The following is a 23,774-nucleotide window of genomic DNA, read 5'->3' on the forward strand; positions in this document are numbered from 1 at the left end:
TTCCGGACAAGCTGGGGGTGAGAGTTAAGGGATGACCCGGTATCGCTCCTTTGCCGTCTGCCTGCTGACGCGGTTGAAGTGCCACCATTCGCTGGGTAGCGGGTGGAATCCGGCTTCTTTCATTACCTGCCGGAGCAGCAGCCGGTTTTCACGTTCTTGTTCCGTCAGCTTGCCTTGTGCCACGAGCACGGCTTCTTCTGTGATGTGGGCTTCCCTGCCCAGATGGTCTACCGGGGTGCCCATGGGCAGAGGGGTTCCTTTATCGTCGAGTATGCTGATGTCCACTGCCAACCCGTAGTTGTGCAGGCCGCCGCCGCGTGAGGGGTTGGAGACATAGATGTATTTGGAGGTTCCTTTCACTACGTTCCACATCTTCTGCTGTACGGACAAGGGGCGCGCTGCGTCGTAGACGATAAGGCTGTAGCCGGGGTACTGTTCTTTCAGCAGGCGTTGTGCCCGCTTCAGGCTTTTCATGGCATCGGGGTGCAGGTAGGCTTCTTTCAGGTCTTCGTACAATAGGGTTCCGGTGAAATTGTCGGCACGGGTGTACATCAAGTCGATGGCGATGCTGCTGTCCGCTTCGGCGATGCTGACGAAACCGAGGGAGTCCAGGTAGCGGGCTGTTCGGCTTTTGGCCGGAGCCGGAGGGACGGGTGCCGCTATGGTGTCGGCGTACGGGATGGTGGTCTCCGTATCTGGGTCTTGTGTCTGCTTTGGCGCTTGTTTTCTGCTACAACCGCATAGTGAGCAGCCAAGCAGCAGATATAACAAGTAAAAGAAATATCGTTCCATCTTACAAGGCATTCTTGGCGGTAAGGATTGATTTCATCAAGGCTATGTCCGAACTGACTTCTCCCTGCATCAAGTATTTGTTTTTCCGTTGGCAGGTGGCTTCGTAAATCTCCTTTGCCTTTGCTGTGTCCTTGTCCCGGTAGAGTGCCAGGGCGCAGAGCAGCCGCTGTTTGGAAGACGTCACATCCTTATATTGCCGGATGTAGGTATCCAGCTCATCGGTATATAATTCTTCTGCCCGTGCGGTCCTCTTTGTCACCAGTGCGGTGAAGAGCAGCTCGCAAGCGTTTTCCTTTATCAAAAGTCCGATGACTTCGTGCCGGTGGCTCATTATTTTCTCAAATGCATTGTAGGCGGCTTCCCATTCTTCGCAGTCGAGCAGGCGCGAGGCGCTCATCAAGGCTATGGTGACCTGCAGGGCATCTTTGTAGTTGATGTCTTCCGTTTGGCTGAACCATTCGGCAGGCATGTCCTTAGGACGCATGCCCTCTTGCACCAATGCGTTGATGCGCAGCTGGGTGACCAGTGCCTGCTTGCTCTTGCTGTCCTTGAGAAGCAGGCGCATGTTGTCGGCATCATTGCCGATGCCGCCCATCTTCATGGGGATGCCGTTCATCCCTGCAAGGAGAATGCCAATCAAAGAGAGCATCAGAAGGAAGAATTTCAGCAGGTAAGGCAGCCCGTCTACGGTCAGCAGGGGGAGGAAGGCAAGGATGGCGGTCAGCAGGTTGGCAAGCACTCCACCCAGGTTGTACAAGGTGGTTGGGATATCTTCAAGAGGCCTTTCGGGTGGGGTAAGCAGGCATTGGCCTCCCGTTCCGGCAAGGCTGAAACGCTTGATGCATAATTTCCCGTCTTTCCGTATGAAGGTAAGGTTGAAGATGCGGAAGGAGACGAAGCGGTAGCCGGTTGCCAGTCCGCAGACAAGATGCCCGCCTTCGTGCAGAAGCACTTGCAGGAAGATGGAGAACAGCAGAATCAGTATGGCTAACAAGGAAACTCCTACTGTCTCCAGCATGCCGGTTTCGGCAAACTTGCTGTGTAAACCGTCGAACGAGTCTCCCAAAACCAGGACTCTTACACCTATTATTCCTACAAAGCCGATGCATGCCCCGACCATGAATCCTCCGGCCAATTTAAATACTTTCTTCATCCTGATATCTTGATAAATGTGTTTGCCGGCAAAGGTAAAGGATTTTATCTGAAATGCAACAGCTTGCCCCATGTATCATAAAAAGAAAGAGATTGTGATTGCCACAACCTCTTTCCGTCACCTAAACCCACTACGCAGGCTACAGATAGGGAATTATAGTAATATAGATACCCGTAATGATGGCCGAAGTGATTACTCCTGAAATATTAGCCCCCAAGGCATCTCCCAAGATGAAGGAATTGGGGTTGTCCTTGCTTACTATCTTCTGGGCAACCTTCGCCGTAGTAGGCACGCAGCTCACGGCTGCAATTCCGATGACCGGATTGTAATTGCCCCGCTTGATGAAGTACATGATGTATCCTCCAATGATTCCGCCGATACCGGAGAGCAACAGTGCGCCCATGCCCAATACCAACAATTTAAGAATTTTAGGGTCGAGCAGCAGATGTGCGTCGCAAAGTACGCCCAACAACAGGCCGAGCATGAAAGTAGAACCATACAACAGCGGACCGCTTACAAAATCGTAGATATGCTTCATCCCCGATTCGCGTACTGCCACTCCGAGGAACAAGGAGAAGAACAGCGGTGAGGCAACCGGGAACAGAAAACACAGTACAGCACACAATATAGCCGAGAAAGCCAGTTTTACTTTGGCATCATAGTTTTTGGGCGGCTTCTTGCTCGTCATCTTGATGGCGCGCAGGCGTTTCGGCACCAGCAGCTTCACCAGATAGGGGTAACCGCCATATGTCAGTCCCAGATAGAGATAGGCCACTACTGTGATGGGTACAAACAGATGTTTGGCCAGGGCCAAGGAAGTGAAAAGCACCATCGGTCCGTCCGCACCTCCTACCATGGCTACGGAAGCGCTTTCTTTCAAGGACAGTCCCAATGCAGATGCGATGGGTACAGTCAGGAAAGTTCCCAATTCGGCACATAGGGCAAGGAATATGCTGGCAAACGGTTTCTGTAGCAGGAAGCCCACATCGAGCAGGGTACCGATACCCATAAATACGAAGCATGCAATCAATCCGTTGCTGAAGGTCAGGGTGTAGACCGGTTGCAGGAAGTCTATCTGCATGGTGTTCATCAAGTCGTCCGTATCCGAAAGCATCGGGTCCAGAAAGAGATTCCCCAATGTACCGTCGGGCATGAAAAGGGTGCCGCAATTAATGGCGACCATACCCAGTCCCATGGGAATCATGACCATAGGCTCCAGTACGCCTTTCCATCCCAGGTATATGAGCAGCAGGCCCAGGGCTATTAAAAATACACGGGCAGAGGAGAGCAGCCAGCCGCTTTCCATCATTGTTCCGAATCCTTGGAACAAGGTTGCAAAATCTATATTCTCCATGATTAGTCTTTGTTTTTGGTGTCGTTGTTCTTTTTAGTCTTGTTCTTGTTGTCACGGTGGCTGATGGCATCTTCCAGATACATCATATGGGTATCTTCTGGGTAGAAGTAGTCTACCAGGTTTCTTTTGGAGACACCGTGGCTTACTCCGTGGTAATAGCCCCGAGGCTTTTCGTTTTCACGGTCCACACCCCGGCTGTAGTCTTCGCGCGTGTCGTTGCCGAAGATGTTTCCGTGCATGGAGGGGGTGTGTAGCATCAGTTCCATCTTCTGGCGGAACTTCTTTATACGGCGCAGGCGGAGTAACTCCTGCTGGTGGGAACTGTAGAAATCGAGTGAATCGGCTGCGCTGGCTATCAGTTTGATGATGAATGCCACAAAGAAACCGATTGCAAAAGTGAGCCCCATCATCTCAAGGGTGGGGAGGAATAAATCGGACATAGTTATGATATTAATGTGATGAAATGGATAATAAAAAAGCGAAAGATGTACATGCAGTACACCTCCGGTAATGGTTTGCAATAAGTCCGATAAAGTCTAAATCAGGATATGCAGCAGTGCATAGATGTAGTATCCGCAGGAATAGCGGAGGGCACTGGGATTGAATGAAAGGTTGGCGCTCTCTCCGGCAGACAGATGGCTGGAAAGCAGATGCTCCAGTTGCCCGGCTGGTTTCAGAATTCTCATCTTCAGGAATTTCGGAGAGGCGTGGTTATGTGTGTATAGGCTGTTCGGACACAACGCTTCGTTGGTCCAGCAGTCGGTATTTTCGTCATTGAATAGTGAACGGTGGGTGGCTGTGTACGATGCGCACTGTGTGTAGGCGGTAAAGGAGCATTCGGAGGCCGGACTTCCGACAACTATTCCCGCCGGACTCATGGTAGTATTCCGTGAGTCCGGCTGTTCCTCCTGGGAGATGGCAGTCAAACCCAGACAGAGGAAGGTAAACATAAGTATGTAATACAGATGTTTCATCATAGTAAGGTAAAGGAACAAATAACTTTGGACAAAGTTATATATTCCGCTGTATTTTAAGATTAATTGTCTTTTTCCTCTGCAGGAAGTATTCTGAAGGACTGGTTGCGGCATTTATATGCCCAACCGTTCCTTCAGTAACCGGTATCTGGAGAGGCTTACCCGTAGCTTGACGCCACTTTTTAACGTCACTTGGTAGGTCTCTTTTCCATACTGTTCTACTCGTGATATCTGGGTTACGTTGACAATGCTCGAGCGGTGGATGCGGACAAAGTTATCTGCTGGCAAATGTGTCTCGAAGTTTTTCATGGTCTGTTCCTTGATGTACTCTCCGTCTGATGTCACCAGGGTTGCGTAGTCCCCACAAGCCTGGATGTATAATAGGTCTTCCACTTTGATGATGTGAATCCGGGAGCCGTCTTTTACCGTGATCCGGTCAATACTTTCTTCTTGTGGCAGGGGAGCGGCCTTTTCTGCCTCGGGGCGGTGAAATTTTCTGTTTGTAATGAAGTGCCTGCCACAATCTGCAGATGATACCACAAAAGGATAGCTGTCCAGGCAGGAATACCGAACAAGAGGCAGAAAGGAATGGTGGGGGCAAAGGGGATGTATGCTATTCCGGCTATTCTTACCATTATGTCGCATATCATGAAGCTGCCGGACAGCCAGAAGAGAACGCCGGCTATGGCTACGATGACATTCGTTCTATACATGGAGACGGTGCCTACAATAAACCATGCAAGGTAGGCAAGTGCCGGTACCCAGCGGTAAAGATAATCTGTTATCGGGTGTGCTTCCATCGCTTAATCTTTTATTTCAAGGCCTCCGAAGGATATGTTTCCGCGTATCATAAGTACGCACCATTCTTGTTTGGCAGGTGTGCCTTGCCAGCGTTTGTCTTCACATCCACCGCAAAAGCAGCTGCATTCTATGCGTACTTGCCAGTCGGCGGGTATGTACAGTTCCACTCTTCCCCAACTGCAGTCCAGGTCTATGTAGGTTTCTCCGGGTGCTATGTTCGTGTGGCGCAGGTCGATGGTAGTACCGCCGAAATAGGTGCGTATGTTCGCTCCCTTGAAAAGCTCGTCGAGTACGACGTGGCGTACGGCACTCAGGGAGTTGTTGGAGTAGAGGAATCCGTCGTCAGACTGGCATTGTTGTTCCTCTTGCTCTCCCATTCTCTTGTTCATCATCCGTTGTACCATCTTGGCACGGCGATGCACTGTCCTTTGGTGTGTCCAGTTTCTCCTATGGTGATGTCTGAGAAAGAAGATGCCGATGAGGATAAGGGCCAAGGGCCACAGCATGGCTTGGAAATTGCCGGGGAATAGCATGAGTTTGCTTCCCAAGAGGTAGAGTCCCGCCAGCAATAGGACACCTCCTGACAGATAGTGCTTGCGTATCATGGTATAGATACCTGCTATTATAAATAAGGAGTGCCAGGCAACCAGCATATTGAACCATGCTTCGGTGATGATACCCATATTGCGTGCGAATAGCAATAAGCCTGAAAGGATAAAGAGCGAGGCGGTCAGCACTTTGCCGGAGCCTGCATAGGATGGGAATCGGTGAATCCGGAGTTATCTGTTCCTCCACCAATACCAGATGAAGCGTAGCCCGGTGCCGAGAAGCGCGAGAGAAAGTCCGGTATAGAACACTGCGATGAAGGAGTCGGGCAGAAGGTGGCAGGTACGTATTACAATTCCCATTGCAATCATGCCTATCATGACAATCCATCCTTTTACGTCGAAAAAGGAAAAGGGGCAGTGCTTCCCTTTCTTCTGTGAGATACGGAGAGTATGTTTCTTGTACAGCCTATGGAAAATAATGCCGAAGAACAGAAGGAATACCAGGCTGGCTTCGCAGACTTTGAATAGCCAATAATGTCCGTCATCTATCCAGCAGGTCAGGCCTATACGCAGAATATTGACTCCTGCCAATGACCATATGGTTCCGGCAGTTATGAGCAGTGTATTTGGAGATACTCCGTATTTCATGATGAAGGTTGTTTTATTACACAAATACCGGGCTTGTATAGCGGAGTCCAAAAATTAAAAGAGGCTCTATTCTATTAAGAATGAGCCTCTTGTTTGTGGACCAGCCTGGGCTTGAACCAGGGACCTCCAGATTATGAGACTTTATATTTAGACTTTATAAAAGGCTATTTATCAACAAGTTTATAATCTCTTTGTAAGCTTGTTAGTCAACAATTAGTCAACATCAAATTTACGATACAAATATACAAATTCTTGTTTATTTTAAGATGTTTCATTCCATTTGATTTAAGGATTTGTTCAACATTTCTGTAATAGGGGGTATCCTCTCTAAAAGGTCGTATTAGTCCATACATGGAGTTAAATGGGTCTCTCCATTAACCTCTTTATCTTTTATAATGGCTAAGTAGTGTATAGTTGAAATACAGCCATCTCTCCATTCCAGTATTTAATAATGAGATATTAACATTAGTTTCCCCTCTGTAATATGGTTAACTTCGTATCAGATTAATTCAATTATCAAATTAATACAATTATGAGACTTACCAAGAAGAACTCTCCTAAAAGTTACACTATCTACTACCTACCACAAGAGATTAAAGAAACTATGGTTACAGAGGTCAGTTACCTGCCTATTACCAGAGAGAGACTGGAACAGTTCTTTAAAGATGCGGCAAGTAAACGAAAGCCTAAATTAGTCAAGAAGCGGAAACAGTCAAGGCAGCAAGGGAGTTAATTCCATGCTGCCTTTATACTTCAATACTTATTTCCTTTTATAAGTCATTTTAGCATATTCTACCCCTCCATCATCCTCTTTCTCCATATATTCAAGAACTAACTTGCTGTTGGATATTTCAAGAACATTCAAATCAAGAGCATAAGTGGCATCAATAGGTCTAAGTGTCAGCAGCTTATTACTCAATGCCCATTTCCCTTCATCTAATTCCGAATTATCCAAATCATATTCAGTATATGTACCGTCAGCTCTGAATGTAAGATTACCAAAATATTCGCATTCATCTTTAGGTGCATGACTCCATTCTCTGTTTTCTTCAGGATATTCTGGCTCTATTTCATACCCTTCTTCGTAAGTTAGTACCCATTGACCTACAATGTTCTCTGTAGTAGGTGTACTTTCTTCTTCGTCATCATCACTACATGCTGCGAAGTTAACACTCATAATTACGGCTACGATAGCCATTCCAATAAATCTTAATGTTCTCATTTTAATTAATAAATTAAGTTAGTAATATAGTTTATAAATATTTATCCACTCCATTTGTACAGCGTACCGTCTTCCGTTCATCCAGCATTCTCATGTACTGCAAGTTCTTTGTCTTATTGTACATGAACTTATCCTCATGCCAAAGGTGGTAAACAATACCTGCGAACTTCAAATACCGTTTCCGGCAACCACTGTTCAGCAGACGCTTGCCCAAATCAATATCCTCACTTCCCCAACCCTCATAGAATTCATCATAACCGTTTACCTTGATAAAATCCTCACGGAAGAAGGACATGTTACAGCCCAATGCAGCCGAACGCTTTCTACGGTATCTCGGAGCCAAGAAGCGAGCCAGCCATATACAATGGATTGCATTCTCCGGCTTGCTTTCAATTCCTTTCGTCCAGACATGAATCGGGCGTACCATACCGGACTTACATATTTCCTCTGTCAGCTCTTTGCCCAAGTTTACCCTTCCACCTTTCACGTAAATGCCACGGCCAGCTTCACGGAGATGGTCGGCTATCAGCTTTGGATGCAGGAACACATCACCGTCTATCTCTATGATATAGTTTCCCGTACTACGGGCTACACACTTGTTGCGCATCATAGCCAATCGGAAACCTTTATCCTCATGCCACACATGTATGATTGGAAACGGTGCCTGCTCTTGCAGCCTTGCTATCAACGAGGCGGTCTCTTCCGTAGAGCCATCGTCTCCTATAATGACCTCATCGGGCAGGACTGTCTGCTTGAACAAGCTGAGTAAACATACTTGCAGAGCATCGCAACGGTTGTAAGTAGAGACTATTACGGAAATCTTCCCCAAGTCCTTTCTATTCATTACTACCAGATTTAAATAAGTTAATCAGATTAATTATTACCACTCTATACACTCTTGCCTTCTTTTATATGGATATATGGATGAAATGGCTTGAATAAGTGCACAGAGTACACAGCATAAAGCTGCACGCAATTTGATTGATTGCCACGTTAGAAATAGAACTGTCTGTTTTGTGAATATCTGTATCGTAGCCAGTGTTCCCTTACTGACCGTTATACAATAAAGAAGCGTGGGAACATTGAATATTACCAAGTTGAGGCTCTGGACTGCCTTGCACAAATAATAAACAATGCCCACGCCAGATATGTATATAGTTCACCCTACAGAGGTGAATATATAACACTGACGTGAGCGTCCTTGCCTATTATCCTTGTGCATGAAATTGTCCAGATTTCAACTTAGGATAATATCTTAAACGCTCTTCGTTAACTAATATGTCCTTCCAACTTCCCAACGCATTAGGCTGTTAGAATTGCTGCAAAGTTACGAATTTACGTTTGATTGGCAAGAACTTATTGTTTATTAAATGCAGAAAGGCATTCCTACTCCATAAATCAAGGTTAGGAGCAAATTTGTAAAAGGTCTATATAAGTAGAAATTTACTCCCAACTTGAATTATTGGCTTAAAAGGCTGTTCCACTCCATTCTTAATAATTGGTGAGCGCAACCGCCAGTAATCAAAAACTAAGGCAGTCATAGGTATTAAGTAGTTCTTCCTGCCTTAATCCCAAGTATCTCTTGGTAATTGATACACTGGAATGATTGAATAGCTCCATGAGTTTGACAAGTGCAAGCTCCGAACTTTCGCTGTTCATGTTATAGACCTGCCTGCCGAAAGTCTTTCTAAGGCTGTGGCATGAGAAGTTGCCTATATGCAACCTATACTTCCTTTTAACCTCTTTGAGGATTACATTTATCCTCTGTATGGAATAGACCGTACCTTTCCGGCTTACCAATATAGGCGCGTCTATGCCTATAGGACTGATATGCTTGTAGCAGTCACAGATATGCTTCTGTAGCTGCATGTTAATTCTCACAGTCCTTTGCTTTCCCGTCTTGATTTCGATAACGGTAAATTCCTCCGCATTTAATATCTGCTTCCAGCGTAAAGCCAGAATGTCAGATATTCTTAAGCCAGTAAAACAGCCCAGAGCAACAAGAAGCGAGATTTTATAATTCCCGTCTTTGGCTAACTTCCTTATCAAGTTCATTGCCTCGCTCCATTGCAGATAATCTGCGGTTGTACTTGAATATTTAAGTGACATAACGTTCAGTCTTATAATGAAATGAATAAAAGTGAATATCATTTTTAAGTTGAAATATCCAACTTATTGATAATCAAAGAAACATTCACTAATAACAGAAGTGAATATAATAAATAAAGGACACCAAGTTAATGATGTCCTTTGTTACGTTCAAGCCTATATGAACGGCAAATAGGCTTCATCCAATGCACCGCTCTCAATAATCTTTTTGCAAAGTTCATGTGAGGCTTGATTTCTAAGGTCTGTACCATAGCTTTCATCACCAACCATTTGAATGATTGCCACAATGGTTCTCATAAGCTCCTGCTGTAGTGTACGGTGATAATACCTCGTACTCTCTGCAAACCTTTTAGGATTCCAACTATAATCGTTCAAGGCTCTTTCAAGTTCTTGCGCTGCCTTGTATTCGCGACTGTCTTCTATTACCATATCTTTTAATATTTAAGAGGTTTATAAATAAAAAGAGCACCTATACCTTATTATATAGATGCCCTCCATACCAAGCTATCCTTTAACAATGGCATAGCCCAGCAGCAGGATATATCCCACCGCTATAAATGGAAACAATGCCATTGCAATGAAGAATACCAAAGTCGCCAGTAACACATAGAATAAATTCCGTAGCATAATCTCCAGTTTTGAGAAACCAGTAATAGAGTATAATTCCAGATACAGCTAAGAAAGAAACCAACTGTATCTTTCATCACCATGCAGAGCGGATGCAATACCCGTTGCCAGTTCTGTAGCGTTGTAGGCTCTATCCAGAAAGCTGTCTATGTAGCTGCTCTTGTTGCTGCCAGTAAGCAGGTTGTAGAACTTCCACATGGATAGGTCACTGCCAAGACTGCCAAAGTTATCATCATTGATATATGCTTTGGCTACACTGTTTATCTGTGTGTCAGTAAGCAGCATTCTGGGGATAGCTTTCTGATAGCCTTGCGGTAACAGTGGGTAAAGCCTCATTCTCCCAAGTAACTGGCAGAATTGATGTTCTGTCATACTGGTATTGCCAAGTGTCTGCATCAGATGTATGTGCTTGGCAGGGTCGTACTTGTTGAACATTTCCAATACAGCACGATACAGCTCACTTGTATTAGTGACCTCCAGACAGCTAATATAACCGTCCGTAGATACGCACAAGTTGGTGCATACCTGGCATGTAAACCCTATGAACACCTTAAAACGCTCTGCACCCTTTTTACTGTACAGATTGGTATGGTTATAAGCCCTAACTCCACCTACAGTAAGGGTCAGCCTATTACCGTTCACCGTCTCGTAGATGGTAGGTATTTCAATCACGAAAGCGCAACGCTCGTAATAAATGGTCTTGTCACTCTCCAATAACTGATTGGCAGGCTTATGTATTGCTTCTGGAATACGACCCTTGATAACGTGTGACACCCTTATATCCGGCTGCCCTATCCGTTCACCGTTAAAGAAAGTATGTGCTGCATCCTGCACCGTCTCAATGAACGAGACGTGCGACAGTGTAGCCTCGTTGTCTTTGGCGAATACTGGAATTATACAGTCGTCCCTCAAATGCTGTAAGGTCGCTTCAACTGTATTAGCCTCTATGAACAGAGGTCGTTTCCCCTTTGTATCGTCCGTTACAACCGTTGCATCCTCTGCAAATTCGCCTAAATTGCAGTTTCTTCTCTGTGCCATGACTGGCATAATCTGTAATGCTTCCATAATCTGTAAATTATTAAGTTGATAATTAGAAATTTCTCCATCTGAATGCCATATAAATGATAATGTACAGCACTATGGCAAACATTGCCTTTGGTGCTGCAATGAACGGTACAACGAGTATTGCACCAACCGTCAGAATTGCCTTTAAATCTTCCATAAGCGATAATTTATTGGTTAGTAATAAGTGAATTAAAGGGAATGGCGCGCTTTATAACGTAATGCCCCATAGACTTCCGCAATTGTGCTCTGTAATACACAGACATTACTGTAGTAGCCAGTAATACCGTAGCCAAAGCGTTTGCGGTCTGGAATGCGATTGCGTTAAACCGTTCATTTCCCATCTAAGAGAGGTGAGGGACATTAGGGGTAACATGACAATTAAGCGCATAATATACACCTCATGCCTGCTTTCTGGCTGATAATTGCACTTTATGCAGTCTTAATAACTGTATGGAAAGAGTTTCCGTATCTGGAAGGGAGGGGGTATTATTTAGAGACTGCCTAATTTGAGTTGGGGTATATAATGCAGCGTATTGGACTTTAGGATAGCAGGAATGCCCCTAAATGCAAATAACTCCATGCCCATGAAGGTTGGAGCTATTTATTACTACATCACAAGCATATGGAGGTAGTATATTCCGAGAGGCTGGTATTTCTGGGAGGGGGTCTATAAAGTAAGCTTCCTCCGAATTTCCCCAGACCTCGCTAATAAAGTTCGCTGATTATCTTTAAACCCTCCTTACCGTTGATGGTGGTTCGGGTATAGTTAAAGTAATCATTCAAAGTCTGTGCCGTTACTCTTTTAGGGGGTTCGATACCGCATTCTTCATAAATCCGCTTGATTGTAGCCTTTATATAGGTCAGCAGGTATCTGCCGCCAACTTTGAAATAGTCATGCATTAACTCCGTTACTTGTGGAGACTTGCATTTAGCCTTATAGATAGCCAACTTCAAGTTATTGGTGATGTATCGCAGCTTGCGTACTTCTACAATTCCTAACGTATCAACCGCTTCCACTATCAGAGGGTCAGCCTCATAGATGCCATCCCTAAATTCATAGTCGGATTCGGTCTCATAAGGTAAGACCTTCTCCAAAATATCCACTATCACTTTCCTCTTGGAAATGATAGACTTATTGGCGTTACGCAGTTGCAGCCATTCCGCATTGCCTGCTTTATACAGATATGAGCCCCTAAATGCAAAGAAGTATCTCATCAGCGCCTCGTCTGTATAAACAGCAAACAGAGTGTCTTCATTCAGATATATATTCCTTACCATTACATCATTCACATAGTTATCTACCTTACAATACGACTTTCTCTTATTGGCATCCAGAAATTTGTTGAACGGGGAAGTCTCAAGTAATTTGCGGAAGGCATATTGAGCACCGTTATCAGTGGCATTGTTAAGTTCCCTTCTTGTGAATTTATAGCAAACCTCGTATGTATTCACTTCACGCAATACATCTTCCTTACTTCTATAAGTGTAATCATTGAATGAATTGGTAATGTGCGTAATGCGGTTGAGCCCGTTTCTGAACCTGCCTATTATCTGTATCATATCGGAATAGGGGTCCAACACCGTATGCTCAACCAGATACATGTCGGACATCATTATAAGGTCGGGCTTGTAGTCCAGTTCTATATCCATGCCTGCGTTAAATCTGCTTGTGAAGAAGTTGAACTTCTTCATTAGTTTAGGGTCGAATTTGGAATGGGCGTTCTTGAAATTCAATGAATACTTTAACTTACGGACACTCTTGGGAGCACAGAATATGGTGGATTCTTCAAGTATTCCAGCCTTATTCATGAGGGCGTGAATGGCATCCGTAGAGTTGAAGAAGATACAGACACAACCGCTGTCAAATTCATGGATAGTCCGTTTGAAACGTTCCAGTGTGTTATTGGTGTATTGGATATGTATATCCACATGATAGTCAAATTGTGGCTCAATCACCAACATCTGGAAATCCTTGAACCGTGGGTCGGACAGTTCAACCGGAGTGGCAGATACCAGTGCCTTGCCTTTGAACTGGAAGAAGTCGTCTAAAGGCAAGTCAATGCTTTCCCTATAGTCCGCATCCTTCACGAGCTTGTGGGATTCGTCAATCAACATGAAGCATTCACTGTACATATACATATCCAGCTCCTTGAATGCCGCTTTAACCTTGCTGAATGATTCGGGAGTTACCAAGAATTTGTAAAACTTGCCTTCGGAAGCGATGATATACTCCTTAATATCATCCACTCCCACTTTCTCAATTACCCCTATCAGATTGTCATGGACGTGTTTCGGGTCATCACATTTGCACTGGATGGTTGACACATTAGGCTCGATGATTATGGAATGGCGTTTGGCTTTAATCTCGCCATAGGTAGCCCCTAAACCTGTCAGCGTCTTACAAAGTACCGTATCGGTCGGTATCTCTTTAAGGATGGTTTTCAGATAGGGAACCTTACCGTTCTTGTCTTTATTCAGTTTTATAGTATTAATCTTCATAATGGTATATCTTTAAAATGTTATTGATTGGGGGAAACAAGGAGAGAGCTTTACTGGTAACTCTCCCCTTGAGTGTACAGATTACAACAGATGCTTATCTGCCAAGTAGTCCATCAGTTCGTCGGTACGTTCAAGATTAAACTCTACCCGTCCTTTGGGGAAATGGAATATCGATTTGACCTTGCCATAGACTGCTCTAAACAAGGGAACGGTCTGTGGTTTGAACCCATTATCGACCATAAGCTTGAACAAGTCCATTGTGAAGTCCTTGCCTTCTCCATAAGGCTCTACATCATTGGGCTCTACTTTCACATCCTCCGTTTCATTGTTGGTCAAGTATTGCATTATCTTGAGTAAGATGTCTTGGTTGAGTCTCAGCTTGAATTTAGATACTACCCCGGTCTGAATACCAAATGAGGAGTAACCATCCTTGTCTGTGTAAACTTCTATAGTAAGCCGTTCACCTTTATCCATTCTTGAGAGTAATTCTTTGTACGCACTCTCATTGTCGTAGGATGCACTTTTAGGTGTGCCCAAACCTTGTAAACTAAATTTAGACATAATCTTAAAATTTAGAAATTAGACATTAGTTTATTTTGTGAATCGAGAGTGGTGCGCACCGTTTGTCTTTCGATTACGCTGCAAAGTTGGGGATATTAGGGGAGGGCATTAGGGAATAAAATAATCCACCTTTATACTCCCCTTAAGAGAATATAAAAGTGGATTGCTTAATTATCAGATAGTTATACTATCCGTATATGGGGTTTATTGTGTTTATCTTAGTATCCTTGTATTGCTTGATTATCTTCTTTATATTATCGTCATTGTCATTATATGCCTCATTTCTGGTCAGCTTGGTGAAATAGACCAGTTTGGATATGAACAGTAGTTTGCTCTTGGGAGTGTCACCGCTCTTGCCACGCTGGTTATCGAACTGGGGATAGGCTTCAAAGAAGTACAGTAGCATTTGGGTGAACAGCCATATCTGTACGGAGTCTGATGTATTGTAGCCGTTTGGCTCAAACCTTGCTTGATTGAACAAACCATGTTCTGAAACCTCTGCCAATACTTCCTCACAGAAAGCCGCCATGAATGATATGGTATTGGGGTTATCGATGATTAGTCGTTTGCCTTTCACTTGTAAACTTAATGTCATTGGGAGTTTATGGGAGAAACCTATTGCATCATTAAAATCAGCTTCATTCAGCTTTACCATTTCAATGAACTTTGTTATCTCTCCTTTGGACGTGTCATTGAATTTCCAAGTATTTAATGCCTTCCCACTAACGTAATCGCTTATAAACAGAAGTAGATACCAGAATTTATCGGAGTCAATGCCCAATGCCTTTATGATGGCTTGAATACTGTCTATATTGTCATTCCTCATATAGTTGTCATAATTGAAGAATACATTTAGCTTACCTGCATTGTACCGTTGCATGAATTGATAAGGGGATTGTGACGGTAAAAGAACAGAGCTTCCATCTTCTTGAATTTCCATGTCTGGGTGAAACTTATCGGCAATTACAGTTACATATTCCAGTAATTCCTCTTCTTGCCCTACATATTTATCTGTTGTGAAATTATCTATTGGCATGGTTAATTGTATTAGTGCCGTAAAGATAAATAATGCCACTCCATTATGCAACAGAGCGGCATTATAAATTACTACAGATTGTAACTACTGCTTTCCAAACACGTACTTCACGACTTTGGCATTAGCCTTGTTCTCATTTACGAAATCACGTTCAATATAGATGTCCGTTACTTTCATTGCATCGTCAATATGGTTAAGTGCTGCATGGACTATATATTTATCAATGCCAACTTTATTAAGTGCAATGGTAGCCCAACTATGCCTTGCTGCGTAGTATTCCAAATCGTCAATTTCTAATATTGTACCAATTTCTTTTAAGCCGTAGTTGATAGCCTTATTGAAACCCTTCTCGTCAGCATAATATTGATAGAAATTGAAGAGACGTTTACCAGTCTTGTCCTTGTACTTCTCAACAAGAGGCAGGACTAATCTGGGTATGTCAACCTTCATTTGAGCCTTATCCAATCTACGGTCTTTCGTCTTGGTACGATTATAGACGATTGTATTACCTTCCATTTCAGTGGCATTGTAAAGGTCTGCTGAATTGATTCCCATAAGACAGAATGATAGAATGAAACAATCCTTTGCCAAATTATAACGGCAGGTAGATTTGTAGCCTTTCTTCATATCTTTATAGGGTAGCTTCCATAGCTTCTTTATAATATCTGCGGATATGGCTCTCTTTCTTGTTGCTTCCTGCTTGGGTATTTCAAGTTCCATGAAGGGTGAGTTGGGGATTAGGATTAAATTCTTCTCCTTCTTATTGTATTTCTTCTTGGCTTCATTGAACAGCTTCTTAATGCTTATCAAATATAGAGAGAGTGAACGATTGGAAGGTATCCGTTTACCCTGCTGCATTAATCTTTTAGTCCGTATCTCGCGTTCTTTATTCAAGAATGCTTTAAAACTTTCTAAGAAGTCAAGGGTAATCAAATTAATATCCAATTCTTCCTTGCCAACAAACCGTACCAAAGCATTGATGGCAGTTGTATAATTGGGTGCTCCTTTTATGGTGGTAGAAGCTATCCACTCACGACTGAACTTTATAAAGTCAATGGTTTGTTGCTTCTCTTGTTCTCCGTTTAAGAATTCAATTATCTCATCTAACGAATAATGATTTTGGTCTAATTGTAGTTTGAAACACTGTTCTCTGTAATAAAGCACCAGTCCATCTATCGCTCTTTTAATGGAAGTGTCCTCTTTAAATTTGAGGGATTTAGTTAGGTCTTTTGAAGTTATAAATAGATTAGTTGATAGTCTTTTAACCTTACGGTCTAAAGTAAATCTAATCTTAACATTGTACGTTCCGTCAACTTTTAGTTCACTCTTCTTGATTTCGGCTTTGATAGTCAGCATGTTAGTAATGTTTAAATCAGTCAACAATTAGTCAACAAATACCTAATACAATACTAAATATAACCAAGCAACAGACCCTTAATCGGAGGTCTCCATGAACTAAAAAAGGCTCTATCTCGTTAGAGATGAGCCTTTTAGTTTGTGGACCAGCCTGGGCTTGAACCAGGGACCTCCAGATTATGAGTCTGTTGCTCTAACCAACTGAGCTACAAGTCCGATGCATCCTTGCTTGGATAGCGGGGACAAAAGTAGCATTTTCTATTGAAATATGCAAGACTTTTGGATAAAATTCCTTATAACCTTTGTCCTTAGAACTTATAAGTTCGTTTTGGATTCTTGGGAAACCAGCCTTTTTTCACTCGTTCTTCCTGCTCGAATATCTCCTTGATGGTCCAGAACGAGGAAAATGCAAAGACGCCCAAAAGGGAGGCTATCATGATGTTCTCCGTATAAAGGGAGGCAATGATGCCGCCGATGCCGAGTAAAAGGAAAATCCACCAGCACTTGGTGCCCCAATAATATTCGGCTTTCACAACTATGGGGTGAAACAAGCCGATGATGAGGAATGTGCAGATACCTATGACAAGGCCCGACAGATGATATTCGTTCAAGAAATCCATTGTTGTTCGTTATTTCTCGGGGCAAATAGGAATCTCCTTCTTGATGCTCTGTTCCAGGGAAATCAAGGTCTCGGTAGCGGTTACGCCAGGAATCTCCTGCATCTTGTTGTTCAGCAAATCCATCAGATGCTCGTTGTCGCGGGCATATACCTTGGTCAGCATGGTGTACGGACCAGTGGTGAAGTGGCATTCTACGATTTCGGGAATCTTGCCCAGCTCGGCAACTACCGTCTTATACATGGAGCCCTTTTCCAGCTTGATTCCTACGTAAGTGCAGGTTCTGTATCCAAGGGACTTGGGATTTACATGATAGCCTGAGCCAACAATAACGCCAAGGTCAATCAGGCGCTGTACACGTTGATGGATGGCAGCACGTGACACGCCACATTCAGCAGCTACGTCCTTGAAAGGGATACGGGCATTTTGGGAAATGATTTCCAGAATCTGCCGGTCAAGATTGTCTATTTTTTCCATAATAGTAAATAAGTAAAGTTCTTGTTGTTATCAAATAGTAAGCAAATATAGGACTTTATTTTAATTTATCTATAAAAAGGGACGGAAAAATGAATAAAAGTGAGGGGTAACGATAAGGCGCGGATTACGCGGATTTCACGGATTTAGTTTACCAAATCCGCGTTATTCCTCGTAATCCGCGCCTAAAAGAAGTATCAAGAGGGTTTTGCCCCTCCCTTCGGATTGTTACATTACTTCTCGATACCCAGCAGTTCCACTTCGAATATCAAAGTAGAGAACGGCTTGATTTGGCTACCGGTTTCTCTTGAACCGTATGCCAGGTCGTAGGGGATATAGAGTTCCCACTTAGAGCCGACGGGCATCATGGTGAGGGCCTCTGTCCAGCCTTTGATTACCTGGTTGGCACGGAAAGTAGCAGGTTCGTTGCGCTTGTAAGAGCTATCGAATTCTGTTCCGTCAATCAGCGTACCTTTGTAGTTTACTTTCACCTTGCTGCTGTCAGCAGGAACGGCACCGTTACCCTTGGTGATGATTTTGTATTGCAGACCGCTCGGGGTAGTTACTACACCTTCTTTAGCCTTGTTCTCAGCCAGGAACTTTTCACCGGCAGCTTTGTTGTCAGCATACTTTTCTGCGGTTGCTTTTTCTTTGATGGCATCCATCTGAGTACGCATGTACTCTTGAGCTTTCATCATATCCATAGCACCACCCTTGCCGATGACACCTGCTACGAAACCTGCCAGCAGATTTTCGCGGCTGATGCTCTGTGTAGAGTCGTTGCCGAAGATTTGTTGGTTGAAGCCTTCCACCCATTGCTTGCTGACCATCTGGCCTACTTGCAGACCGGCCATGTAAGCCACGTCTTTCTTATCGATTTTGGCTGCGCCTTCGTTGAAACCTTTCAGGAATTCTGACATCTGGGTTGAGTCAATTCCTTGCTGTGCAAGATACTGGTCCAAACCTTCTGTACGTGCCATACCGATGGCGTAAGATAATGAGTCGATGTCCGTCTTCAAATCAGCTTTCGGACTTTGAGCAGTACAAGATGCCATACCGGCAGCTACTGCAAGAGCCATGAGAAATGTTACTTTTTTCATTTTGCTTTTACTTGTTGTTTATTTAGATAAAATTTTCTGTAATTCGACTTCGAATACGAGCGTGCTGTGGGGAGGAATCATCTCGCCGGCACCCTGCGCTCCGTATGCCAGGTCGCTGGGGATGTAGAGTTTCCACTTGGCACCTTCGGGCATAAGCTGAAGGGCTTCCACCCAACCGGGTATCACTTGGTTTACACCGAACGTGGCAGGCTGGCCGCGCTTGATGGAGCTGTCGAACAGCGTTCCGTCAATCAGTGTGCCTTCGTAGTGGCATTGCACCTGGTCGGTGGCTTTGGCATAGCGGCCCACGTTTCCTTCCGTGATAACTTCGTATTGAAGTCCGCTGGGCAGCGTAACAACTCCCTCGCGTTTTTTGTTCTCTTCCAGGAACTTTTTGCCGGCTTCTATGTTTGCTGCGTTCATCTTCTCCTCCAGTTCGGCGAAGTACTTGTTGACGATGTCACGGGCTTCTGTGTGGCTGATTGCCGTCTGGTTGCCCTCCAAAACGTCTTTGATTGCTTGTGCAAAGTCATCTACTGCAATGCCTTTGGCACCCATGCTTAAAAGATTCTGACCTATTCCAAGGCCGATAGCATAACTGAATTTGTCCATAAGATTCTTTTGTTGACGACCGGATTGGTTTCTTTTCCAGTCTATTGCAAATTTATGAGTGGCAAAAGTACGTCTTTTATTTGAATGATAAGGCTTTTAAGTATTTAATTTTTCTTATTTATATCACAACTTGAACATTCTTCTTATATTTGTCTTACTTTAATAAAGGAAAGGAGCGGAAAATGAAGAACTTGGTCATATTGTCGGGTGCTGGTATGAGCGCCGAGAGCGGCATCAGCACATTCCGTGATGCGGGCGGATTATGGGACAAATATCCGGTGGAGCAGGTGGCGACTCCCGAGGGGTATGCACGTAATCCGGAACTGGTCATTAATTTCTATAACGAACGTCGCAAGCAGTTGCTCGATGTGGTGCCGAATGCCGGGCATCTGGGCGTTGCCGACCTGGAGAGGGATTTCAATGTAACGGTCGTCACCCAGAACGTAGATAATCTGCACGAGCGTGCCGGCAGTACGCACGTGATACACTTGCATGGGGAACTGACGAAGGTTTGTTCCAGCCGCGACCCTTATAATCCGCATTTCGTCAAGGAACTGGCGCCGGAGGAATATGAAGTAAAGTTGGGCGACAAGGCGGGCGACGGTACGCAGCTCCGCCCGTTCATCGTGTGGTTTGGCGAGTCGGTGCCGGAGATTGAGACTGCCATCCGGTATGTGGAGCAGGCGGACATCTTCGTCATCATCGGCACCAGCCTGAACGTTTATCCCGCTGCGGGACTGCTGAACTACGTGCCCCGTGCCGCCGAAGTGTATCTGATAGACCCCAAGCCGGTGGACACGCACGTCATGCGTCCGATACATGTCATTCAAAAGGGAGCTTCGGAAGGGGTAAAAGAGTTGAAGGCGCTGCTTACAGTTACCCAGCCTCCTTTGCCTTAGGACTTAATCTCCTACGTCTTAGGACTTAGCCCCTCACGGTATAGGACTTAATATGCAGAACATCCAGATGTCTTTCTCCAAAACACCCGGATGTTTTACCCCAAAACATGGGGATGTTTTGCCCCATTACATCCGGATGTTTTAGGTGAAAACATGGGGATGTTTTGGGTACTCACTCCTATACTGTAGAGAGCTGGGTATAGGGGAGATTCCCGCAAGGTATAGGTCTTGCGGGAACAAAGTATATTTGTCCTCGAAATTTGTGCTATTTCTTTATCACGGCCCGTAATACGAACCAGGCATGATGGGCTACGGTACTCATCAGTCCGTAATGCCGCGCCATGATGCGGAAGCGTTCGCGCAGGGATGCTTGCCGGTTCTGGGTGGTCATTCCCTCTTCCAGATAGTCGATGAGGGTGAGATGGGTATTGTGCAAGGTCCGTGCCTTCTTCATCACCCGGATGCACCAGTCGAAGTCGGCGGAGAAGCGGTATTGCAGGTCGTAGGGTTCTACAAGGGAAGCTTTGGCAAAGAAGGCCTGATGGCAGACCAGCATGCCCTGCTTGAAGCTTCGCCAGGTAAGCACTTCCGGGGCGGCGAGGCGGCGCATGCGGATGAAGTGACCTTCCTTGTCCACCAGTTCCGTTTCGCCGTACAGCACGTCGGGTAGTTCGTTGCCGGAGATGGAACGCACCATCTGCTGCAAGGTGTCGTCCTCGTGGAAGCTGTCGCCGGCATTGAGGAAGCAGAGGTAATCGCCGGTGGCAAGGCGGATGCCTTTGTTCATGGCGTCGTACAGTCCCTTGTCCGGTTCGCTCACGATGCGGGTGATGCGGTCGCGGTAACGGTCGATGATGGAGAGCGTGCCGTCTTTGGACGCACCGTCCACAAGGATGTATTCTACGTGGTGGTAGGTTTGCGAGATAACGCTTTGAATCGTGTCCTCCAGTACCGCTTCGGCATTGTAGGTCACGGTGATGATGCTGAATTTCGGGGTGGGGTGGTTATGCATTTCTTCCGGTTACTTTGTTGTAAAGGTCAATGTATTTCTTGGCGACGACGTTCTCCGAATAGTGGGAGATGGCTTTCCGGCAGGCTTGTTCCGAGAGGCTGGGGTAGTCGGGTTCGGTCAGCGTCCAGTAGATGCCGTTGGCAAAGTCTTCCGAGGATTTGTATTGTGCCACGTAGCCGTTGTGCAGATGGTCTATCATCTCAGGGATGCCGCCCACGTTGAATCCGACGCAGGGAATGCCGCATGCCATGGCTTCCATGATGGTGTTCGGCAGGTTCTCTTCCAGCGAGGGGGTCACGAAGATGTCCACGGCATTGTAGATGTTCACCAGTTGGTGTTCGTTGCTGACGAAGTTCAGCGGGTAGACTTTGAATGGAAGCAGGTTTTCCAGTTGTTGCGATTGGTTGCCGAAGACGACGACACCCAACTGTTCCCGGAGTTCGGGATGCTTGTCAGCCAGCAGTCGGCACGATTCTATCAGGTAGTCGATGCCTTTCCGTTTGTCCGTAATCTTCACCGAGCCGAACAACATGAGCTTTTTGTCTTGCGGCAGTAGGCAACGGCTGCGGGCTTCCTGTCGGTTGCGGGGCTTGAAGAGGTTGGTGTTGATGGGGTTGGGGATGCACGTCACGGCATGTCCGCAGAAGAGGGCGCTTGTCCGGGCACGTTCTTCCAGCCAGCGGCTGCAGGTGACGAAGTTGATGTGACGGTTGCGATACAATGCCTGCTTTTTGTGGAAGATGCGGTAGGAAAGGTCACGTTTGCCTCTGCCTCCGTGGATGAAGGGGCAGTTGTGGCATTCCTGCTGGTAGTGGGTGCACTCGCGGGCATGGTGACAGATGCCAGTGCAGGGCCACATGTCGTGCATGGTCCAGACGACGGGCTTGCCCGAGGCGAGAATCTTCTCGATGTTCTTCAGCGAGAGCATCCCTTGGTTTATCCAGTGCAGATGGATGACGTCTGCTTGCTGGAATTCGGGCAGTGAGGTGATGTCTGTCCCCGTGTTGGCAATGTCTACGGCAAAGATGTTCTTCTTGTTGAAGCGGTTGGCGCTCCAGATGACGATGCGCTCCCAGACGAACTTCCACACCATGCGCCAGTTATGGTCCAGTGACACAACGGAGATTTGGTCGGTCTGCTTGTCGCGTACCAGCAGCTTGGCTTTGATGCCGTGGTTCTTGAGTGATTCCATCAGACGGCTGGCGGCGATGGCTGCGCCGCCGATGCGTTCGGATGTATTGATAAGTAGTACTCTCATGACTGTTGTTCGTTTCTTCTTTTTTGAATGTTTTTTCTTGTTACAGATGCCGGTCTTGTTTCATCCATTTCCGGATACGCTTTTGCAGCGTTTGCCATATGATGGTGAAGTTGCCGTACCGTAGGTTCAACGCCAGTTCCTCGAACGACCGTGCAATCTTTATCCAGGGATGCCGCCATGCCATGATGCGGTAAACGCTATCCTTGTAGGCAGTGTTCTCGATGACGTGGCGAGGGTGCTTCAGCGGAAACTCCACTTCGTAGCGTTTCATGGTGAAGATGCGGCGGTAACCGCGCGGCATGGTGTGTACGGAGCCGGCAAAGTGGGTGGAGTCGGCAGTGGCTCCCAGATTGTTTATCATGTTGCGGGTGGGCACGATGCTCAGACCCGAATTGAACAACATGGAAGCGTGGAAGATGGTTTCGTAATAGGCTTTCCCGTGTTCGCGGTGGCGTTGGCACATGTAGATGAAGTCTTTGCGGTAGCGCCGTGTGTGGATGAGGTTCTTCAGTTGCCGCATGTTCTCCTTGTCGTCCAGGAAGGTGTAGAATTCATCCCATTGGTCCGTCACCCGCCGCCAGCTCGCCCATCCCCAGATGGAGAAGGTGGTGGCGAAGAAGTAGTCGGAAGTGATGTCCGGTGTAATCTCCTCGTTGTTGAATCCGGCAATTATGCTGATGCGTGTGTCGTGCTCATACTTGTCGAGCAGTTCCTTGCAGAAGCCGAAGAAAGAGACGGCAGGCACGTCGTCATCCTCAAGCACGATACATTTGTCCGACAAGGAGAATGCCCACTTCTGTGCCATGTATTCCGATGGGTCGCAGCCGTAGTTCTTCTCTTGGTAGTTGTGGTGTACTTCGCATTCCCAGTCGATGTCTGCCACTACTTTGCGACAAGCTTCTATGCCCGGCATGTCGCGTTCGCCGCGCGGGCCGTCCTGATAGAGAAACAGTCGTGCGGGGCGTGCTTTCTTCACTTGTTCGAATACTTGCGCCAGCAGTTTGGGGCGGTTGAAGAAAAGAATCAGTACAGATACATCTACAAGGGCTGGTTTCAT

26 protein-coding genes, 1 tRNA gene and 1 pseudogene are annotated in these 23,774 nt (G+C 45.7%); 2 read left to right on the top strand and 26 right to left on the bottom strand.

Annotation, left to right across the window (positions count from 1 at the left end; all coding sequences use genetic code 11):
- Positions 1-24 precede the first annotated feature (24 nt).
- The 8 genes and pseudogenes from DW896_RS20155 to DW896_RS20190 all read right to left on the bottom strand — a co-directional run bounded on the left by DW896_RS20155 (position 25) and on the right by DW896_RS20190 (position 6,270).
- Positions 25-792, bottom strand: coding sequence for a M15 family metallopeptidase (locus tag DW896_RS20155; RefSeq protein WP_022400968.1), 768 nt, complete (start codon positions 790-792; stop codon positions 25-27).
- 1 nt (position 793) lies between these two features.
- Positions 794-1,945 (bottom strand): hypothetical protein, encoded by a 1,152-nt coding sequence (locus tag DW896_RS20160; RefSeq protein WP_034526008.1) that lies wholly within the window; start codon positions 1,943-1,945, stop codon positions 794-796.
- A 139-nt stretch (positions 1,946-2,084) separates the two neighbouring features.
- Complete coding sequence (locus DW896_RS20165) at positions 2,085-3,299, bottom strand: sodium ion-translocating decarboxylase subunit beta (RefSeq protein WP_005830884.1); 1,215 nt, start codon at positions 3,297-3,299, stop codon at positions 2,085-2,087.
- A 2-nt stretch (positions 3,300-3,301) separates the two neighbouring features.
- Positions 3,302-3,739, bottom strand: coding sequence for a hypothetical protein (locus tag DW896_RS20170; RefSeq protein WP_005830882.1), 438 nt, complete (start codon positions 3,737-3,739; stop codon positions 3,302-3,304).
- Between the two features lie 96 nt (positions 3,740-3,835).
- Positions 3,836-4,276, bottom strand: a complete 441-nt coding sequence (locus DW896_RS20175; RefSeq protein ID WP_196029313.1) for a hypothetical protein — start codon at positions 4,274-4,276, stop codon at positions 3,836-3,838.
- A 111-nt stretch (positions 4,277-4,387) separates the two neighbouring features.
- Positions 4,388-5,073: pseudogene (locus DW896_RS21925) on the bottom strand (LytR/AlgR family response regulator transcription factor).
- A 3-nt stretch (positions 5,074-5,076) separates the two neighbouring features.
- Positions 5,077-5,847: a LiaI-LiaF-like domain-containing protein gene (locus DW896_RS20185; RefSeq protein WP_034529241.1), complete on the bottom strand. Its 771-nt coding sequence runs from the start codon at positions 5,845-5,847 to the stop codon at positions 5,077-5,079.
- Between the two features lie 6 nt (positions 5,848-5,853).
- Positions 5,854-6,270, bottom strand: coding sequence for a hypothetical protein (locus tag DW896_RS20190; protein WP_005834337.1), 417 nt, complete (start codon positions 6,268-6,270; stop codon positions 5,854-5,856).
- Positions 6,271-6,802: 532 nt separating this feature from the next.
- On the opposite strand from DW896_RS20190, the gene DW896_RS20195 reads away from it, so the two are divergent.
- Entirely contained in the window at positions 6,803-7,003 is a 201-nt protein-coding gene (locus DW896_RS20195; protein ID WP_008665371.1) for a hypothetical protein, read from the top strand.
- 27 nt (positions 7,004-7,030) lie between these two features.
- Here DW896_RS20195 and DW896_RS20200 read toward each other — a convergent pair whose 3' ends face one another.
- The 15 genes from DW896_RS20200 to DW896_RS20265 all read right to left on the bottom strand — a co-directional run bounded on the left by DW896_RS20200 (position 7,031) and on the right by DW896_RS20265 (position 19,548).
- Positions 7,031-7,492 carry a lipocalin family protein gene (locus DW896_RS20200; protein WP_009037600.1) on the bottom strand — a complete coding sequence of 154 codons (462 nt, stop codon included), beginning with the start codon at positions 7,490-7,492 and terminating at the stop codon, positions 7,031-7,033.
- Positions 7,493-7,523: 31 nt separating this feature from the next.
- Positions 7,524-8,336, bottom strand: a complete 813-nt coding sequence (locus tag DW896_RS20205; RefSeq protein ID WP_008665367.1) for a glycosyltransferase family 2 protein — start codon at positions 8,334-8,336, stop codon at positions 7,524-7,526.
- 677 nt (positions 8,337-9,013) lie between these two features.
- Positions 9,014-9,601: a tyrosine-type recombinase/integrase gene (locus DW896_RS20210; RefSeq protein ID WP_009037601.1), complete on the bottom strand. Its 588-nt coding sequence runs from the start codon at positions 9,599-9,601 to the stop codon at positions 9,014-9,016.
- Between the two features lie 156 nt (positions 9,602-9,757).
- On the bottom strand, positions 9,758-10,030 hold the full coding sequence (locus tag DW896_RS20215) for a hypothetical protein (RefSeq protein WP_009037602.1): 273 nt from the start codon (positions 10,028-10,030) through the stop codon (positions 9,758-9,760).
- Between the two features lie 75 nt (positions 10,031-10,105).
- Positions 10,106-10,228, bottom strand: a complete 123-nt coding sequence (locus DW896_RS21835; RefSeq protein ID WP_255342452.1) for a hypothetical protein — start codon at positions 10,226-10,228, stop codon at positions 10,106-10,108.
- Between the two features lie 48 nt (positions 10,229-10,276).
- Positions 10,277-11,293: a DUF3871 family protein gene (locus tag DW896_RS20220; protein ID WP_009037603.1), complete on the bottom strand. Its 1,017-nt coding sequence runs from the start codon at positions 11,291-11,293 to the stop codon at positions 10,277-10,279.
- A gap of 705 nt (positions 11,294-11,998) precedes the next feature.
- Positions 11,999-13,792, bottom strand: a complete 1,794-nt coding sequence (locus tag DW896_RS20225) for a hypothetical protein (protein ID WP_119993737.1) — start codon at positions 13,790-13,792, stop codon at positions 11,999-12,001.
- 81 nt (positions 13,793-13,873) lie between these two features.
- Positions 13,874-14,353 carry a hypothetical protein gene (locus tag DW896_RS20230; RefSeq protein WP_009037604.1) on the bottom strand — a complete coding sequence of 160 codons (480 nt, stop codon included), beginning with the start codon at positions 14,351-14,353 and terminating at the stop codon, positions 13,874-13,876.
- A 187-nt stretch (positions 14,354-14,540) separates the two neighbouring features.
- Positions 14,541-15,389, bottom strand: coding sequence for a hypothetical protein (locus DW896_RS20235; protein ID WP_009037605.1), 849 nt, complete (start codon positions 15,387-15,389; stop codon positions 14,541-14,543).
- Positions 15,390-15,473: 84 nt separating this feature from the next.
- A complete protein-coding gene (locus DW896_RS20240; RefSeq protein WP_034529244.1) occupies positions 15,474-16,745 on the bottom strand; it encodes a phage integrase SAM-like domain-containing protein in 1,272 nt (423 codons plus the stop codon).
- A gap of 142 nt (positions 16,746-16,887) precedes the next feature.
- Positions 16,888-16,961: transfer RNA gene (locus DW896_RS20245), tRNA-Ile, on the bottom strand.
- 92 nt (positions 16,962-17,053) lie between these two features.
- The gene (locus tag DW896_RS20250; RefSeq protein ID WP_005830847.1) at positions 17,054-17,365 is read right to left on the bottom strand and encodes a DUF4491 family protein; all 312 of its coding nucleotides are present in this window, start codon (positions 17,363-17,365) and stop codon (positions 17,054-17,056) included.
- Between the two features lie 9 nt (positions 17,366-17,374).
- Positions 17,375-17,839: an Lrp/AsnC family transcriptional regulator gene (locus DW896_RS20255; RefSeq protein WP_005830846.1), complete on the bottom strand. Its 465-nt coding sequence runs from the start codon at positions 17,837-17,839 to the stop codon at positions 17,375-17,377.
- 230 nt (positions 17,840-18,069) lie between these two features.
- The gene (locus DW896_RS20260; RefSeq protein ID WP_005830844.1) at positions 18,070-18,936 is read right to left on the bottom strand and encodes an FKBP-type peptidyl-prolyl cis-trans isomerase; all 867 of its coding nucleotides are present in this window, start codon (positions 18,934-18,936) and stop codon (positions 18,070-18,072) included.
- An 18-nt stretch (positions 18,937-18,954) separates the two neighbouring features.
- On the bottom strand, positions 18,955-19,548 hold the full coding sequence (locus DW896_RS20265; RefSeq protein WP_044468323.1) for an FKBP-type peptidyl-prolyl cis-trans isomerase: 594 nt from the start codon (positions 19,546-19,548) through the stop codon (positions 18,955-18,957).
- Between the two features lie 182 nt (positions 19,549-19,730).
- On the opposite strand from DW896_RS20265, the gene DW896_RS20270 reads away from it, so the two are divergent.
- Positions 19,731-20,447 carry an NAD-dependent deacylase gene (locus DW896_RS20270; RefSeq protein ID WP_008662496.1) on the top strand — a complete coding sequence of 239 codons (717 nt, stop codon included), beginning with the start codon at positions 19,731-19,733 and terminating at the stop codon, positions 20,445-20,447.
- 265 nt (positions 20,448-20,712) lie between these two features.
- On the opposite strand, the gene DW896_RS20275 is transcribed toward DW896_RS20270, so the two are convergent.
- The 3 genes from DW896_RS20275 to DW896_RS20285 are packed head-to-tail and all read right to left on the bottom strand — an operon-like array spanning position 20,713 to position 23,774.
- A complete protein-coding gene (locus DW896_RS20275) occupies positions 20,713-21,459 on the bottom strand; it encodes a glycosyltransferase family 2 protein (RefSeq protein ID WP_022400784.1) in 747 nt (248 codons plus the stop codon).
- Positions 21,452-22,717, bottom strand: coding sequence for a glycosyltransferase family 4 protein (locus tag DW896_RS20280; RefSeq protein WP_005830834.1), 1,266 nt, complete (start codon positions 22,715-22,717; stop codon positions 21,452-21,454). The genes DW896_RS20275 and DW896_RS20280 overlap by 8 nt, the downstream gene beginning before the upstream one ends.
- A 40-nt stretch (positions 22,718-22,757) precedes the next feature.
- Positions 22,758-23,774, bottom strand: coding sequence for a hypothetical protein (locus DW896_RS20285; RefSeq protein ID WP_008662502.1), 1,017 nt, complete (start codon positions 23,772-23,774; stop codon positions 22,758-22,760).

The sequence above is a fragment of the Bacteroides sp. AM41-16 genome, assembly GCF_003603495.1.
Classification (GTDB): Bacteria; Bacteroidota; Bacteroidia; order Bacteroidales; family Bacteroidaceae; genus Bacteroides; species Bacteroides uniformis.

Bases quoted from the DNA above. Each gene is read 5' to 3' on its own strand.
- DW896_RS20155 (WP_022400968.1), bottom strand. From the start codon at position 792: ATGGAACGATATTTCTTTTACTTGTTATATCTGCTGCTTGGCTGCTCA.
- DW896_RS20160 (WP_034526008.1), bottom strand. From the start codon at position 1,945: ATGAAGAAAGTATTTAAATTGGCCGGAGGATTCATGGTCGGGGCATGC.
- DW896_RS20165 (WP_005830884.1), bottom strand. From the start codon at position 3,299: ATGGAGAATATAGATTTTGCAACCTTGTTCCAAGGATTCGGAACAATG.
- DW896_RS20170 (WP_005830882.1), bottom strand. From the start codon at position 3,739: ATGTCCGATTTATTCCTCCCCACCCTTGAGATGATGGGGCTCACTTTT.
- DW896_RS20175 (WP_196029313.1), bottom strand. From the start codon at position 4,276: ATGATGAAACATCTGTATTACATACTTATGTTTACCTTCCTCTGTCTG.
- DW896_RS20190 (WP_005834337.1), bottom strand. From the start codon at position 6,270: ATGAAATACGGAGTATCTCCAAATACACTGCTCATAACTGCCGGAACC.
- DW896_RS20195 (WP_008665371.1), top strand. From the start codon at position 6,803: ATGAGACTTACCAAGAAGAACTCTCCTAAAAGTTACACTATCTACTAC.
- DW896_RS20200 (WP_009037600.1), bottom strand. From the start codon at position 7,492: ATGAGAACATTAAGATTTATTGGAATGGCTATCGTAGCCGTAATTATG.
- DW896_RS20205 (WP_008665367.1), bottom strand. From the start codon at position 8,336: ATGAATAGAAAGGACTTGGGGAAGATTTCCGTAATAGTCTCTACTTAC.
- DW896_RS20210 (WP_009037601.1), bottom strand. From the start codon at position 9,601: ATGTCACTTAAATATTCAAGTACAACCGCAGATTATCTGCAATGGAGC.
- DW896_RS20215 (WP_009037602.1), bottom strand. From the start codon at position 10,030: ATGGTAATAGAAGACAGTCGCGAATACAAGGCAGCGCAAGAACTTGAA.
- DW896_RS21835 (WP_255342452.1), bottom strand. From the start codon at position 10,228: ATGCTACGGAATTTATTCTATGTGTTACTGGCGACTTTGGTATTCTTC.
- DW896_RS20220 (WP_009037603.1), bottom strand. From the start codon at position 11,293: ATGGAAGCATTACAGATTATGCCAGTCATGGCACAGAGAAGAAACTGC.
- DW896_RS20225 (WP_119993737.1), bottom strand. From the start codon at position 13,792: ATGAAGATTAATACTATAAAACTGAATAAAGACAAGAACGGTAAGGTT.
- DW896_RS20230 (WP_009037604.1), bottom strand. From the start codon at position 14,353: ATGTCTAAATTTAGTTTACAAGGTTTGGGCACACCTAAAAGTGCATCC.
- DW896_RS20235 (WP_009037605.1), bottom strand. From the start codon at position 15,389: ATGCCAATAGATAATTTCACAACAGATAAATATGTAGGGCAAGAAGAG.
- DW896_RS20240 (WP_034529244.1), bottom strand. From the start codon at position 16,745: ATGCTGACTATCAAAGCCGAAATCAAGAAGAGTGAACTAAAAGTTGAC.
- DW896_RS20250 (WP_005830847.1), bottom strand. From the start codon at position 17,365: ATGGATTTCTTGAACGAATATCATCTGTCGGGCCTTGTCATAGGTATC.
- DW896_RS20255 (WP_005830846.1), bottom strand. From the start codon at position 17,839: ATGGAAAAAATAGACAATCTTGACCGGCAGATTCTGGAAATCATTTCC.
- DW896_RS20260 (WP_005830844.1), bottom strand. From the start codon at position 18,936: ATGAAAAAAGTAACATTTCTCATGGCTCTTGCAGTAGCTGCCGGTATG.
- DW896_RS20265 (WP_044468323.1), bottom strand. From the start codon at position 19,548: ATGGACAAATTCAGTTATGCTATCGGCCTTGGAATAGGTCAGAATCTT.
- DW896_RS20270 (WP_008662496.1), top strand. From the start codon at position 19,731: ATGAAGAACTTGGTCATATTGTCGGGTGCTGGTATGAGCGCCGAGAGC.
- DW896_RS20275 (WP_022400784.1), bottom strand. From the start codon at position 21,459: ATGCATAACCACCCCACCCCGAAATTCAGCATCATCACCGTGACCTAC.
- DW896_RS20280 (WP_005830834.1), bottom strand. From the start codon at position 22,717: ATGAGAGTACTACTTATCAATACATCCGAACGCATCGGCGGCGCAGCC.
- DW896_RS20285 (WP_008662502.1), bottom strand. From the start codon at position 23,774: ATGAAACCAGCCCTTGTAGATGTATCTGTACTGATTCTTTTCTTCAAC.